The sequence below is a fragment of the Planococcus sp. CAU13 genome (assembly GCF_000775575.1).
In the GTDB taxonomy this organism is placed as follows: domain Bacteria; phylum Bacillota; class Bacilli; order Bacillales_A; family Planococcaceae; genus Planococcus.
The window spans coordinates 1-13586 of the sequence record NZ_JRGN01000056.1 but is presented as its reverse complement, the minus strand read 5'-3'; the positions used below and the strand labels follow the sequence as shown (position 1 = coordinate 13586).

Annotated in this window: 13 protein-coding genes; 9 read left to right on the top strand and 4 right to left on the bottom strand. The window is 47.6% G+C overall.

The annotated features are described in order from the left end of the window. Positions 1 to 68: 68 nt before the first annotated feature. Complete coding sequence (locus KW93_RS02400; protein ID WP_052131438.1) at positions 69 to 1061, bottom strand: alpha/beta hydrolase; 993 nt, start codon at positions 1059 to 1061, stop codon at positions 69 to 71. 13 nt (positions 1062 to 1074) lie between these two features. Further along, positions 1075 to 1974 carry a hydroxymethylglutaryl-CoA lyase gene (locus KW93_RS02395; protein ID WP_033541363.1) on the bottom strand — a complete coding sequence of 300 codons (900 nt, stop codon included), beginning with the start codon at positions 1972 to 1974 and terminating at the stop codon, positions 1075 to 1077. 79 nt (positions 1975 to 2053) lie between these two features. Between KW93_RS02395 and KW93_RS02390 the strand changes: the two genes are divergently transcribed. From KW93_RS02390 to guaC, 3 genes are all read left to right on the top strand, one after another. Further along, positions 2054 to 3238 (top strand): acetyl-CoA C-acetyltransferase, encoded by a 1185-nt coding sequence (locus KW93_RS02390; RefSeq protein ID WP_033541362.1) that lies wholly within the window; start codon positions 2054 to 2056, stop codon positions 3236 to 3238. A gap of 13 nt (positions 3239 to 3251) precedes the next feature. Next, the gene (locus KW93_RS02385) at positions 3252 to 3461 is read left to right on the top strand and encodes a DUF3886 domain-containing protein (protein WP_033541361.1); all 210 of its coding nucleotides are present in this window, start codon (positions 3252 to 3254) and stop codon (positions 3459 to 3461) included. A 147-nt stretch (positions 3462 to 3608) separates the two neighbouring features. Then, positions 3609 to 4592: a GMP reductase gene (guaC, locus tag KW93_RS02380; RefSeq protein WP_033541360.1), complete on the top strand. Its 984-nt coding sequence runs from the start codon at positions 3609 to 3611 to the stop codon at positions 4590 to 4592. Positions 4593 to 4680: 88 nt separating this feature from the next. On the opposite strand, the gene KW93_RS02375 is transcribed toward guaC, so the two are convergent. Both KW93_RS02375 and KW93_RS02370 read right to left on the bottom strand, forming a co-directional pair. Continuing rightward, positions 4681 to 6138: a UDP-N-acetylmuramoyl-L-alanyl-D-glutamate--2,6-diaminopimelate ligase gene (locus KW93_RS02375; protein WP_033541359.1), complete on the bottom strand. Its 1458-nt coding sequence runs from the start codon at positions 6136 to 6138 to the stop codon at positions 4681 to 4683. A gap of 233 nt (positions 6139 to 6371) precedes the next feature. After that, positions 6372 to 7274, bottom strand: a complete 903-nt coding sequence (locus KW93_RS02370; RefSeq protein WP_033541358.1) for an aldo/keto reductase — start codon at positions 7272 to 7274, stop codon at positions 6372 to 6374. 82 nt (positions 7275 to 7356) lie between these two features. Here KW93_RS02370 and KW93_RS02365 point away from each other — a divergent pair, with 82 nt between their 5' ends. The 6 genes from KW93_RS02365 (at position 7357) to lysA (ending at position 13436) form a co-directional block, all read left to right on the top strand. After that, complete coding sequence (locus KW93_RS02365) at positions 7357 to 7908, top strand: NUDIX hydrolase (RefSeq protein ID WP_033541357.1); 552 nt, start codon at positions 7357 to 7359, stop codon at positions 7906 to 7908. A 104-nt stretch (positions 7909 to 8012) separates the two neighbouring features. Next, on the top strand, positions 8013 to 8477 hold the full coding sequence (gene fur / locus KW93_RS02360) for a ferric iron uptake transcriptional regulator (RefSeq protein WP_033541356.1): 465 nt from the start codon (positions 8013 to 8015) through the stop codon (positions 8475 to 8477). Between the two features lie 93 nt (positions 8478 to 8570). Next, entirely contained in the window at positions 8571 to 9473 is a 903-nt protein-coding gene (gene xerD, locus KW93_RS02355) for a site-specific tyrosine recombinase XerD (protein WP_033541355.1), read from the top strand. Between the two features lie 69 nt (positions 9474 to 9542). Continuing rightward, positions 9543 to 10727: a phosphopentomutase gene (gene deoB, locus KW93_RS02350; protein ID WP_033541354.1), complete on the top strand. Its 1185-nt coding sequence runs from the start codon at positions 9543 to 9545 to the stop codon at positions 10725 to 10727. An 18-nt stretch (positions 10728 to 10745) separates the two neighbouring features. Further along, positions 10746 to 12050 carry a pyrimidine-nucleoside phosphorylase gene (locus KW93_RS02345; RefSeq protein ID WP_033541353.1) on the top strand — a complete coding sequence of 435 codons (1305 nt, stop codon included), beginning with the start codon at positions 10746 to 10748 and terminating at the stop codon, positions 12048 to 12050. A gap of 63 nt (positions 12051 to 12113) precedes the next feature. Next, entirely contained in the window at positions 12114 to 13436 is a 1323-nt protein-coding gene (lysA, locus tag KW93_RS02340) for a diaminopimelate decarboxylase (protein ID WP_033541352.1), read from the top strand. The last annotated feature ends 150 nt before the right edge of the window (positions 13437 to 13586 follow it).

Below are 13586 nucleotides of genomic sequence, written 5' to 3'. Positions count from 1 at the left end.
AAAGATATGCAGCGAAATGATTGAAGAAGACAATATCTTTTGACAGATTGAAAAAACGACCGCCATTTTCAGCCAGTCGTTTCTTTTTGCTTGTCTTCGAAATCTTCAAATGCAATCAATTTCTTTCTCGAATAACCTTCGGGAAGCAAGTCGTAATCTGCAAGAAAATTCATGACTGTTTCAGTGTACTCTTCCGTATTTTCATTGAATGATTGGGCATGTGCACCATGTTCAAACAGCTTCAGCGCTTTGGGCCCTTCTTTTAAATCGTGCATTTCAACGCTCATTTTCGGTTCGACAACCTGATCCTGCAAACTGTGGATAAAAAGCACAGGTTTTTTGATGGATTTGATTACTTCACGGGGTGAAACGGTGCGGATGTGATAGCCGTCCCGCAATTTCAGGAAAAAAGAGGCCAGCTTAAAAACAAGAGATGTTTTTACAGGTGTTGTTGTCTGCATAACGTGAAGGACCTGTTCGGAGATATCGGAATAGCCGCAATCGGAAATATAGAATGCGGCATCGTCCCTGAGTCCTGCATAAAGCAAAGTCGTCGCGGCTCCCATCGATTCACCTTGGATGCCGAATACCAGGTCCGGTCCGACATGTTTTTTCAGCATATCCACCACGGCTTTCAGGTCGAATTTCTCGTAATGCCCGAAACTAGTTGTCTTGCCGCCTGAGCTGCCATGACGCCGGTGGTCATAAACGACAGAATTATATCCCAGCTTTTCAAACATGCGTGCATATTTGAACGAATTGACTTTCGTCTCTGTTACACCGTGGCAGATGATGGCATAATACAACGTATCATGGGGCTCCAGGAAAATTGCATGTACTTTATAGCCATTTTCCGATTCAATCCAGCGCTCTTCTTTTTTTACGTTGGCGTACCAGACTTCATCGTAGCGTTTGGCCGAGGTTTCGCGCTCCAGTATCAGTTCTTCGTCTTTCTTCTTTAAATACATCAGGCGGTTGCTGGCAAGAATTCCTGCAGCAGCTGCCAAAAGTGTGAAAGTGCTCGATATTGCAGCAAATATTTGGAGAATATGTTTCCTCATGGCCAAAGCTCCTTTATGGTCGGTTTTTGTATAAAGTGTACATTCCCGTATTTATAGGGTTTGACACATGAGATTCGATTTTTTCAATTGCCTCACAGAGCCCTTCCAGATCGATGCCGGTCTCGATGTTCATCCGGTGCATCATGTTGACCACATCTTCTGTTGCCACATTGCCGGTTGCCCCCGGAGCAAACGGGCAGCCGCCAAGTCCTCCGGCGGAAGCGTCAAAGCGGTCAACACCGGCCTGCAGGGCAGCGAAAATATTGGCGAGCGCCATTTTTCGGGTATCATGAAAATGTGCGGTTATCAGCGTATTCGGAAACTGCTGTTTTAATTGGTCGAATAAATAATAGCTCTCGGCCGGATTTGCCATTCCGATCGTGTCAGCGACACTTAATTCATCAACACCCCAGTCGACGAATTCGCTGCACAGCCGTATTGTATCTTCAGGATTGATGGCACCTTCAAACGGGCAGTAAAAAGCAGTTGAAATGCAGGCGCGTACGAATACACCCTGATCTTTCAACTTCAGAATCAAAGGTTTTAAAGCAGCCATGCTTTCTGCAGTGGATTTATTGATATTTTTTTTATTGAATGAATCCGATACACCGACGAATACAGCAAGCGCATCTGCACCGGCATCGAGCGCCGCGGTGATTCCACGTTCGTTCGGCGTCAGAACGAACTGGCGGCCGGTTTTTTTGGCGCCTGCCACAATTTCTTTTGAATCGGCCATTTGCGGGACCCATTTCGGCGACACGAAAGATGTAAGTTCCATTTCGGTGATTCCGGCTTTCTGAAGCCCCTCAATAAAACTCAGTTTGGCATCAGTCGAAACCAGCTGTTTTTCATTTTGCAGGCCATCCCGCGGTCCAACCTCGATTATCGTAATATTTTTTGGTAAACTGAACATAGTATCCCCCCTGAATCCATTGTAGCGATGCGGGGGATAAAAGAGCAACCAGTTTTAATCAAACAAGGGGGAAAAGAAAATGTCACAGGAAATCGTAATTGTAAGCGCTGTCCGTACGGCAGTCGGATCGTTTCAGGGGAGTTTAAAAGATGTACCGGCAACTGAGCTTGGTGCAATTGTGATAAAGGAAGCGGTAAACCGGGCAGGCATCAAACCGGAACAGGTTTCTGAAGTTATTATGGGGAACGTGCTGCAGGCGGGTCTTGGCCAAAACCCTGCACGCCAGGCAGCAATCAACGCAGGCTTGCCGCAGACTGTTCCATCAATGACCATCAATAAAGTTTGCGGATCGGGGCTTAAATCGATCCATTTGGCATATCAGGCAATTTTTTCAGGAGACGCGGAAATCATCGTTGCCGGCGGGATGGAGAATATGAGCCGCGCGCCGTATCTTCTGGAAAATGCCCGGGGCGGATTCCGGATGGGCGATCAGAAAGTCGTTGACAGCATGGTGGCGGATGGTTTGACTGATGCCTTCAATAATTACCACATGGGCACGACTGCTGAAAACCTTTGCGATATGTACGACATTTCGCGTGAAGAACAGGATAGATTTGCTGCACGTTCACAGGCAAGAGCTGCAGCGGCGGTGGAAGCGGGACGCTTTGATGATGAAATCGTGCCGGTTGAAATACCGCAGCGCAAAGGCGACCCGATCATTTTTGCAGCGGATGAGTATATCAAGGCATCGTCAAACGAAGAAAAATTGGGCAAACTTCGCCCGGCCTTTAAGAAAGATGGCAGTGTAACAGCAGGGAACGCATCAGGCATCAACGACGGAGCGGCTGCAGTTGTCGTCATGTCCAAAGCAAAAGCGGAAGAGCTTGGCCTTACGCCGCTCGCGACGATTGTCGCAAACGGCAACGCAGGGGTAGACCCGGCGATTATGGGGATCGGTCCGGTTCAGGCTGTGAAAAATGCATTGGCAAAAGCGGATTTGGCTTTGGAGGACATCGAGTTGATCGAAGCGAACGAAGCATTTGCGGCACAGTCAATTGCGGTTGACCGTGAACTCAAATTAAATCAGGATATCCTGAATGTGAACGGTGGAGCGATTGCCATCGGCCACCCGATCGGGGCAAGCGGAACACGCATTTTTGTCACACTGCTTCATGAAATGCAGAAACGCGACGCGAAAACTGGGCTCGCCACACTTTGCATTGGCGGAGGCCAGGGTGTCGCAACTATTGTGAAACGTCCTTAAGGAGCTGGTATTAATGGCTAAAAAAGAAGAGCAGACCAACGGCTTGTTCAATGAAGAAATGCTGGCAAAGCTGAAAGATACGAAAAAAGCATTGCTGGCTGAAGAACAGCAGAAACGAGAAGAGGAAGAAGCAAAGCGCATATTCGAGCGCAAACAGCGTGAAAAAAATATGTCGTTTGCCGAACTTCTGGAAAAGCACGGAGAGCAGGGCAGCAAGTTTTAACGATTCAGGATCCCGGATTTGCGATTGCAGATCCGGCATTTTTTTCGAAAACAGTTTTGACTTCAGGGCTTAAATGAGTTACATTATTATTTGGCGAACGATAATGGGTGTTTTTAAATAAAATGTTCGTATATAGGAGTGTTAAAGATGGAAAATGTATTTGATTACGAAGATATTCAATTGGTTCCTGCAAAAGCGATAGTAAACAGCCGGTCAGAATGTGACACATCCGTGCAATTCGGGGGACGCAGGTTCAAGCTGCCGGTTGTGCCGGCAAATATGCAGACCATAATCGATGAAAAAACAGCCATTTACCTTGCAGAAAATGATTATTTTTATATTCTCCACCGATTCAAACCCGAACAGCGTATTGATTTTGTGAAAGATATGCAGAGCCGGGGACTATATGCTTCGATAAGTGTTGGAGTGAAGGAAGAGGAATACGCCTTCATCGATCAATTGGTGGAAGAAGGGTTAATTCCTGAGTATATGACGATTGACGTGGCCCATGGCCATGCCGAATCTGTCATCAAAATGATAAAGCATATCAAGAAAACTGTGCCTGACAGCTTCTTGATCGCAGGCAACGTTGGCACGCCGGAAGCCGTAAGAGAACTTGAGAATGCAGGAGCAGACGCGACGAAAGTCGGCATCGGTCCCGGCAAAGTATGCATCACCAAGATCAAAACCGGTTTTGGAACAGGCGGCTGGCAATTGGCTGCAGTGCGGCTGTGTTCAAAAGCTGCGAGCAAACCGATTATCGCAGACGGGGGAATCCGGACGCACGGCGATATCGCCAAATCAGTCCGCTTCGGCGCATCCATGGTTATGATCGGCTCATTGTTTGCAGGACATGATGAATCACCGGGCGAAACGATTGAGCGCGATGGCGTTCTCTATAAAGAATATTTTGGCTCCGCTTCTGAATTCCAAAAAGGGGAAAAGAAAAACGTAGAAGGCAAAAAGATGTATGTGGAATACAGAGGCCCGTTGCAGGATACATTGACTGAAATGCAGCAGGATCTTCAGTCATCCATTTCCTATGCCGGCGGAGATAAATTGGAAGCCATCCGCCACGTCGATTACGTAATCGTGAAAAACTCGATTTTCAATGGCGATAAAGTTTATTAAAAAGCATTCACAAAACAGTAAGGCCGGTGCGGAAGAGCAGTTACAGCTCTTTCGCACCGGCCTTTTATGTTATTGAATCGTATGCGGGTCACTCAGATAAAGGTGAGCCCGCCATGAATTGGACGGTTTCTTTATCGGAATGGGTCGGCAGCTGGAAGGGATGGCTGTATTTTTCATGCCCTTTGCCGGTGATGATGACCCAATCACCTTCAGTGCTTGAGTCGATCGCTTCTTTGATGGCCATTGTCCGGTCCATTTGGACAAGACCTTTTTCGTTGCCGAAACGTTCGTTCAGATCTTTGTAAAGTGATCGCATTTCTTCGGCCGGAACAGAATTGAGATCATCAGTGGTGAGGATATAGCAGTCGCTGAGCCGGGAAGAAATTTCGATCATTTCTTCCCGTTTGCTGGTGTCGCGGTCACCGCGAAAGCCGAAGACATGGGTAATGCGTCTTGCGCCAGCTTCTTTTGCAGTTGTAAGGCAGTGATAGACAGCATCGGGTGTATGTGCATAATCGACGATCACAGTGGAACCGTTCGGTGTTTTGGATGTTTCGAACCTTCCTTCAACGCCGGAAAAATCCAGGATGGTGCGCAGAACCGATGCTTTTTTCACTCCTAAAATAAGGGCGCAGCCATAGGCCATTAAGGAATTGTAGATATTATGGATGCCGGCCATCGGTGACTGGAGCACAGTATTCTCCGGGTCGTCAATCAGAACCGTTGATTGTTCCGAATTGATGGAACGTATACGGATCCGGCTTTCCTGATGTTGGCCGATGCTGCAGACGTTCCGGCCTTTTTCCTGCAGGCGGGCTGCCAGTTTTTCTCCCCATTCATCATCGATGTTGATGACCGCTGTGCCTTTTGGCTTCAATTGGTCAAACAGAATGGTCTTGGCATCGAAATAACTTTTCATTGAGCCATGATAATCGAGATGTTCATGATGGAGGTTCGTAAACAGGCATATGTCGAATTCGATTCCTTCAATACGGTGCTGTGTAAGCCCGTGAGAAGAAACTTCCATTACGATGGCATCGTCATTGCTCGAAGCCAGCAATTGCTGGAGCACCAGCGAACTGGGAGTGGTGTTGGCACTTTCAATGGAGACGCCATTGACGATATTTTTGATGGTCCCCATCACGGAACAGGAGATGCCATTGCTTTCCAGCAGGTGCTTTAGAAGGTAGCTGGTCGTTGTCTTGCCATTTGTGCCGGTGATGCCGATCATTATTTTTCGGCTGGCAGGGTCACCGTAGAAATTTTTTGCGACGATGCCAAGAGCGAGCCGCGCATTTTCCACTTGAATGTAGGGAACAGGAACACCGTCAAGATCCTGTTCTCCTATTACCGCTATGGCGCCTTTGTCGATGGCATGGCGGATATGGTTATGCCCATCATCTCTGAAACCTTTGATGGCAATAAAAATAAACCCATTTTTGACGTCCTGGGAACTGTCAGCGATGCCCTGGACGACCAGGTCATATAAATTTTGATCTATGCTGTTTTGTAGTTGGAGACCACTTATCAATTGAGTTAGTTTCATTTATATGCTGACCTTTCTATCGCTGAATTTAATTACAGCTTAAATTGGATGGGTGCAGAATTTTTTGAAGGCTATTTTTAAAAGTGCAGCAGCAAGCGAAACATTGCCTATTAGTATTACAACATGCCTATTATTCGAAACCAAGTAACTTTAGACCCACTACTTTTGAATTTAACTGATAATTCATACTAATCTGTTTAATTGCCGGAATTTGAGTAATGTTTTTTTGATTTTCAAGACCGGTGCTCAGCATACTTTGTTTGTTTCGTTATTTTTTTTGCCTGTTCAATCTGCTCCGCAGAAATGTTCATTTCATATGCTTTTACTGTCTCGCGGATCTGTGACTGCGAACTCGCGCCAGTCACTGCAGAAGCGACCGTATCCGACTGCAGAACTGCATGGAGGGCAAGCGCAGTCAAATTTTCTTCGACGGCCAGTAATTCTTTCAGCGCTTTGTTCAGATCGTTCCGGCTGTATTCCAGATAGCCATCGGTTTTCGCGGCCCGGTCAAGGGCTTCGGCAGTCAATAAACCTTTGGCAAGGGTGCCTCTCGTTACGACAGATCTGCCGGAAGCTCCAATCTGATCAAGGAATTCTTCAGGGCGACGATCAAAAAGGCTGTACTGCATCATGATGGAGACAATGCTGCTCTCTTCAATAAACCGGTTGATGACATTCGGGCGAATGGAAGAGATGCCGTATTCACGGATCAGCCCTTCTTTTTTCAACGTTTCAAACGCTTCGATCGTTTCTTCGGAAGGATCTGTAATCATGCCTCCGTGCAGCTGGTATAAGTCGATCCAGTCCGTGCCCAGCCGGCGCAGGCTTTCGTGGACCTGGGAAGTGATATAAGCTTTCGATGGATTCCAGGAAACTTCGTCTGATTGCGGATCCCATTGGTTGCCGACTTTTGTCGCCAGGATAATGTCCTGTCGTCGGCTGCCGAGCGCCTTGCCGACCATTTCCTCATTTTGCCCTTTACCGTATAAATCGGCAGTATCAAAATAATTGATGCCAAGATCAAGTGCCTGATCCACGATGGACTGTGATTCTTTGGGGTCATCGGGCAAAGACATGCAGCCAAGTGCGATTTCACTGACTTCCAGGCTGCCTGTGCCCAAGCGGTTCTTTTTCATCCTTATCACCTCATCATTAGATTACTGTTCTTCCTATGGTATACTTTGCGGTAGAAAAACCACAAATGAAACGAGGCCCAATATGAAAAAATTTGAGGAAAAAACAATCAGTTCAGAACGGATTTATGAAGGGAAAATCATCAACCTGAAAGTGGATGAAGTGCAACTGCCAAATGGACACACTTCAAAACGGGAATTGATTGAGCATCCGGGAGCTGTAGCAATACTGGCAATCACTCCTGAAAAGAAAATCATTATGGTCGAACAGTACCGCAAAGCACTTGAACGATCGATCGTTGAAGTTCCGGCCGGCAAACTCGAAAAAGGGGAGGCGCCTGAAATGACCGCAATGCGTGAACTGGAAGAGGAAACCGGCTATACAGCGGATTCACTCCAGCTCATCCAGTCGTTTTCGACTTCTCCGGGTTTTGCGGATGAAGTCATTCATTTATTCCTTGCGGAAGGTTTGAAAAAATCCGAATCAGGGGCAGTTCTTGACGACGATGAGTTCGTGGAGCTGATGGAAGTGTCGATAGAAGAGGCGGAAGAGATGATGAGTGATGAACGGATATACGATGCAAAAACCGCATTTGCCGTACTTTGGGCTAAACAACGATTCTCTAATGAGAATTAAAACAATTAGCACATTATAATGATTATAATTAATAAGCGGCATGTATCCTTGTAATTGAGAACTGACTTTTGATATAATGAAGGCAGTTTGAGGGAGGGCGTCGCATGGAAACAAGGATTGATCGTATCAAAAAGCAATTACACGCTGCGAGCTATAAGTTGACGCCACAGCGCGAAGCGACAGTTCGAATATTGCTGGACCATGAAGAGGACCATCTCAGTGCCGAAGACGTCTATCTGTTAGTGAAGGATATCGCACCGGAAATCGGGCTGGCTACTGTTTATCGGACATTGGAGCTTTTAACCGAATTAAAAATTGTTGATAAAATAAATTTTGGTGATGGCGTATCGCGCTATGACCTGCGCCAGGAAGGAGCTGCACATTTCCATCATCACCTTGTGTGCCTGGAATGTGGAGCTGTGGATGAAATTCAGGAAGATCTGCTTGAAGATGTAGAAGGTATTGTTGAAAAACGCTGGAACTTTCAAATCAAAGACCACCGTCTTACTTTCCATGGCATCTGCTGGCGCTGCCATGACCGCAGCTCAGAAGAGGCACCGGAAAATTAAGGCGACAGAGAGCAACGGCCAGTCTTGGCCGTTTTTTTGTTTTCATTTTATTAAAATCATTAATGTGACATAGAAAAGAAGGAGGCCGAGAAGATGAAATACGCCAAAGATGCTTTGGATGATTATATGCAATTTTTGCAAGTGGAAAGGCAGCTTGCTGCCAATACGCTGACATCCTATGAACGCGATTTGAAAAGCTACCTTCAATACCTGAAGGAAGTGGAACAGCTGGATTCTCTGCGCAATGTGGAACGTGTACATATCCTGAATCACCTCAGCCATCTGAAAGAAACGACGATGTCTTCCCGGACGGTGGCAAGGCATATTTCTTCGATTCGCTCATTCCATCAATTTTTGATCAGGGAGCGCGTTGTGGATAAAGATCCCACCGTTCACCTTGAAATGCCTCAAATGGACAGGAAATTGCCGAATGTGCTGTCGATCGAAGAAGTGGAAGCGCTGCTGGAAGCACCCGATACAGTGAAGGCAAATGGCAGAAGAGATCAGGCCATGCTTGAATTATTGTATGCCAGCGGAATGCGCGTCAGTGAATGCATCAACCTCGACATGGAAGATGTCAACTTGACGATGGGCTTTGTGCGCTGCTTCGGCAAAGGTGGGAAAGAACGCATCATTCCGCTTGGAAAATCGGCGCTTGCTTCGTGCCGCGAGTATTTATCCGGCGCCAGAAGCGAACTGGCGAAGGCCGGCGTGACGACAGACGCATTATTTATCAACCAAAGGGGTAAGAGACTTACAAGGCAGGGTTTCTGGAAATTATTGAAGCAGCATGCCCAAAAAGCCGGAATTCAGAAAGAATTGACCCCGCATACACTGCGGCATTCGTTCGCGACGCATCTTATTGAAAACGGCGCAGATCTCCGGGCTGTGCAGGAGATGCTGGGCCACGCCGATATTTCAACGACTCAAATATATACCCATGTCAGCAAGACCCGTTTAAAGGACGTTTACACCCAATTCCATCCACGGGCATGAATACATGTCAGACCTCTGACATTTGAGAGTTTTATGGTAGAATATATCTGTATATGAGGAGGATGTTAAATGACACAGAAAGAATTTAAGCGCATACATTTAATCGTTCTGGATTCCGTCGGGATCGGTGAAGCCCCTGATGCCGAAGCTTTCGGTGATACTGGCTCTGATACACTGGGCCATATTGCAGAGGCAATGGGCGGGCTGAATATGCCGAATATGGAGAAGTTGGGACTTGGCAATGTCAAGGCTGTACAGGGGATTTCCCCCGTTACGTCTCCGCAGGCTTTCTACGGCAGGCTTCAGGAAGCATCTGTCGGGAAAGATACGATGACAGGACACTGGGAGATTATGGGACTGAATATCGACACTCCTTTCAAAGTGTATCCGGAGGGTTTTCCGCCTGAACTGATCGCCGCACTCGAAGAACGGACAGGCCGCAAAGTGATCGGCAATAAACCGGCCTCCGGGACTGAAATACTGGATGAACTCGGCGAGCAGCATATGGCCACCGGTGCAATTATTGTCTACACATCGGCTGATCCGGTTCTTCAAATTGCAGCACATGAAGAAATCGTGCCGCTTGATGAATTGTATAAAATATGTAAAATTGCGCGTGAACTGACTTTAACGCCTGAATTTTTGGTTGGCCGTGTTATTGCCCGTCCTTTCATTGGTGAAAAAGGAGCGTTCAAACGCACGACGAACCGCCATGATTACGCCCTGACGCCATTCAGCCGCACGGTCATGAATGAATTGAAGGATAACGGAAAAGACGTCATCGCAATCGGCAAAATTGATGATATTTACAACGGCGCCGGTGTAACGAAAGCAATTCGGACAAAAGACAATGCGGACGGAATGGATAAATTGGCTGCCGTGGCTTCTGAAGATTTCAACGGCCTGAGCTTTTTGAATCTGGTCGATTTTGATGCCCTGTACGGACACCGCCGTGATCCGATAGGTTACGGAGAAGCGCTGGAGGAATTCGACCGCCGCCTGCCTGAGGTCCTTGAAAAAATGGAGCAGGATGATTTGCTGATCATCACGGCTGACCATGGCAATGACCCCACTTTCCCGGGCACGGACCACACCCGTGAATTTGTTCCATTGCTCGCCTACTCGCCGCGTTTTGAAACAGGAAAAGAATTGGGCCTTGGTTCTACATTCGCTGATATCGGTGCGACAATCGCCGATAATTTTAGAGTTTCGATGCCGGATTTCGGCACTAGCTTCCTATCCAAATTAAAATAAAAAAGGCGGTTTGAAGTCATGAGAATGGTTGATTTGATTGAGAAAAAACGGGATGGTTTTGAACTAACCACAGAAGAAATCCAATACATCGTAACAGGCTATACAGCTGGCGACATCGAAGATTACCAGATGAGCGCATTTCTGATGGCCGTTTATTTTAAAAATATGACCGAACGGGAACGTGCGGATCTGACTCTGGCGATGGCAGCTTCAGGCGATCAGATCGATCTTTCCGCTATCGACGGCATCAAGGTCGATAAGCATTCTACCGGCGGTGTTGGTGATACGACGACTTTGGTGCTGGGTCCACTGGTTGCGGCCTGCGGAGTTCCGGTAGCCAAAATGAGCGGACGCGGACTCGGCCACACGGGAGGGACAATCGATAAACTGGAAGCGATCGAAGGCTTCCATGTTGAATTGTCCACCGAAGATTTCATCAAACAGGTCAACGATATTAAAGTGGCGGTCATCGGCCAAAGCGGCAATTTGACGCCTGCCGATAAAAAGCTTTACGCACTGCGTGACGTAACGGCGACTGTCAACAGCATTCCGCTGATCGCCAGTTCCATCATGAGCAAAAAAATTGCGGCCGGTGCAGACGCCATCGTCCTGGACGTGAAGACAGGCGAAGGGGCTTTCATGAAGACGGCGGAAGACGCGGAAGAATTGGCGCACGCCATGGTGGGCATCGGAAATTCGACGGGCCGCAAGACAATGGCCATCATTTCCGATATGAGCCAGCCGCTTGGTTATGCCATCGGCAACGCACTGGAAGTGAAAGAAGCGATTGAAACGCTGCAAGGAAAAGGGCCGGAAGATTTGACAGAACTTTGCCTGGTGCTTGGCAGCCAGATGGTGGTTGTCGGCGGAGGCGCGGATGATTTGGATGAAGCGCGTTCGATGCTTGAAGAAGTGATTGCGAACGGCAAAGCGCTGGATATTTTCCGCCAGTTCATCGAAGCGCAGGGCGGCAATCCTGCGGTAGTGGATGACGTCGGCCTGTTGCCGCAGGCCCGTTACGTGACAGAAGTGCCTTCGAAGGAAGAAGGGTATATTTCATTTATGGAAGCAGATGAAATCGGTACTGCAGCAATGGTGTTGGGAGCGGGCAGAGCCACAAAAGATTCTGAGATCGATTTGGCCGTCGGTATCGTGCTTCATAAAAAAGTCGGGGACTTTGTGAAACAAGGGGAAGCGATCGCTACAGTCTATTCCAACACGGAAGACCTCGCGCAATGCCTGGAAATGTTATATAATAGTATAGAATTCAAGGATGAACCGGTTGAAAAAATTCAACTGATTTCGAAATTGATAACTGACTAATAGAATCTTGCCGGGTGATGCCCGGCAGGATTTTTTTCAAATTCTCATTTCAGGAGGGCAAATATGCATTTATACGGTACGCAAGCCATCAACGAACAAGGCCATTTAACTATTGGAGGAGTGGATTCGACAGCACTGGCCAAAGAATACGGAACTCCGCTTTTCGTTTACGATATCGGGCTTTTCCGGAACCGGGCAAGAGCATTCCAGCAGACTTTTGAAGCTGCAGGCATCGGCTATCAGGTGGCATATGCCAGTAAAGCCTTTTCCAGCATTGCTATTTATCAGGTTGCTGCTCAGGAGGGCTTATCGCTGGATGTTGTGTCAGGCGGAGAATTGTTCACGGCAATAAAAGCCGGTTTCCCGAAAGAAAAGATTCACTTCCACGGCAATAATAAAAGCTGGGACGAATTGCAGATGGCATTCGATGAAGAAATCGGCTGCATCGTTGTCGACAACTTCCGTGAGATTGATATGCTGAAGTCGCTGTCCGAACAGTTGCAGCACCCGATGAATATCCTGCTGCGGGTAACGCCGGGCATTGAAGCGCACACACATGATTATATTACGACAGGTCAGGAAGATTCGAAGTTTGGTTTCGATCTGAATAACGGCCAGGCAGACCAAGCTTTCAATGCAACTTATCAGCATCAGTTCCTTAATGTTCTCGGCCTTCATTGCCATATCGGCTCCCAGATTTTCGATACAACGGCATTCCGCATGGCAGCCGGCAAATTAGTATCGAAAATGGCTGACTGGCAGAAGGAAACAGGTTACAGGTGCCCGGTTCTTAATCTGGGCGGAGGTTTTGGCATTCGCTACACGGCAGAGGATCAGCCGCTTGAGCCGTCTGAATATGTCAGAGAAATGATTGATACCGTAAAGGACATTACTGAACAAACCGGTTTTGCCATTCCTGAAATCTGGATTGAGCCCGGCCGTTCCCTTGTCGGAGATGCCGGCACAACCCTTTACACAATCGGCTCAATGAAAGAAGTACCGGAAGTGCGGAAATTCATTGCGGTGGACGGCGGCATGTCGGATAATATCCGTCCGGCTCTATACGGAGCAGCCTACAGCTCGATGATCGCCAATAAAGGGCAGCAGGCACTGACAGAAACTTACACCGTGGCAGGTAAATGCTGTGAATCAGGTGATAAATTGATTGAAAAGGCGGAGTTGCCAGAAGCGGAAGCAGGGGATATCCTGGCTGTTTTCTGCACAGGAGCATACGGCTATTCGATGGCCAGTAATTATAACCGTATTGCCAGGCCAGCGGTGGTATTTGCAGAAAATGGTTCACACCAGCTTGCGGTAAGACGCGAAACAAACGAAGATATCGTTTCTTTGGATCTTGCTTACAATGCAAAGGCGGCAGTAAAATGAGAAGAAGCAATATCATCCTTCTTCTGCTGTTTTTGCTGATGGCAATCGGCTGGGGCGTCGTCTACTGGATCTTCTTTGCCGATCAGGTGCCGGTGGGCTGAACGGGTGCTGTCGCTTTTCATTGTCCAGACTCCGGCTACCCAGCTCTTC

Coding starts and splice junctions, on each gene's coding strand:
- KW93_RS02400 (WP_052131438.1), bottom strand. CDS start 1,061: ATGAGGAAACATATTCTCCAAATATTTGCTGCAATATCGAGCACTTTC.
- KW93_RS02395 (WP_033541363.1), bottom strand. CDS start 1,974: ATGTTCAGTTTACCAAAAAATATTACGATAATCGAGGTTGGACCGCGG.
- KW93_RS02390 (WP_033541362.1), top strand. CDS start 2,054: ATGTCACAGGAAATCGTAATTGTAAGCGCTGTCCGTACGGCAGTCGGA.
- KW93_RS02385 (WP_033541361.1), top strand. CDS start 3,252: ATGGCTAAAAAAGAAGAGCAGACCAACGGCTTGTTCAATGAAGAAATG.
- guaC (WP_033541360.1), top strand. CDS start 3,609: ATGGAAAATGTATTTGATTACGAAGATATTCAATTGGTTCCTGCAAAA.
- KW93_RS02375 (WP_033541359.1), bottom strand. CDS start 6,138: ATGAAACTAACTCAATTGATAAGTGGTCTCCAACTACAAAACAGCATA.
- KW93_RS02370 (WP_033541358.1), bottom strand. CDS start 7,274: ATGAAAAAGAACCGCTTGGGCACAGGCAGCCTGGAAGTCAGTGAAATC.
- KW93_RS02365 (WP_033541357.1), top strand. CDS start 7,357: ATGAAAAAATTTGAGGAAAAAACAATCAGTTCAGAACGGATTTATGAA.
- fur (WP_033541356.1), top strand. CDS start 8,013: ATGGAAACAAGGATTGATCGTATCAAAAAGCAATTACACGCTGCGAGC.
- xerD (WP_033541355.1), top strand. CDS start 8,571: ATGAAATACGCCAAAGATGCTTTGGATGATTATATGCAATTTTTGCAA.
- deoB (WP_033541354.1), top strand. CDS start 9,543: ATGACACAGAAAGAATTTAAGCGCATACATTTAATCGTTCTGGATTCC.
- KW93_RS02345 (WP_033541353.1), top strand. CDS start 10,746: ATGAGAATGGTTGATTTGATTGAGAAAAAACGGGATGGTTTTGAACTA.
- lysA (WP_033541352.1), top strand. CDS start 12,114: ATGCATTTATACGGTACGCAAGCCATCAACGAACAAGGCCATTTAACT.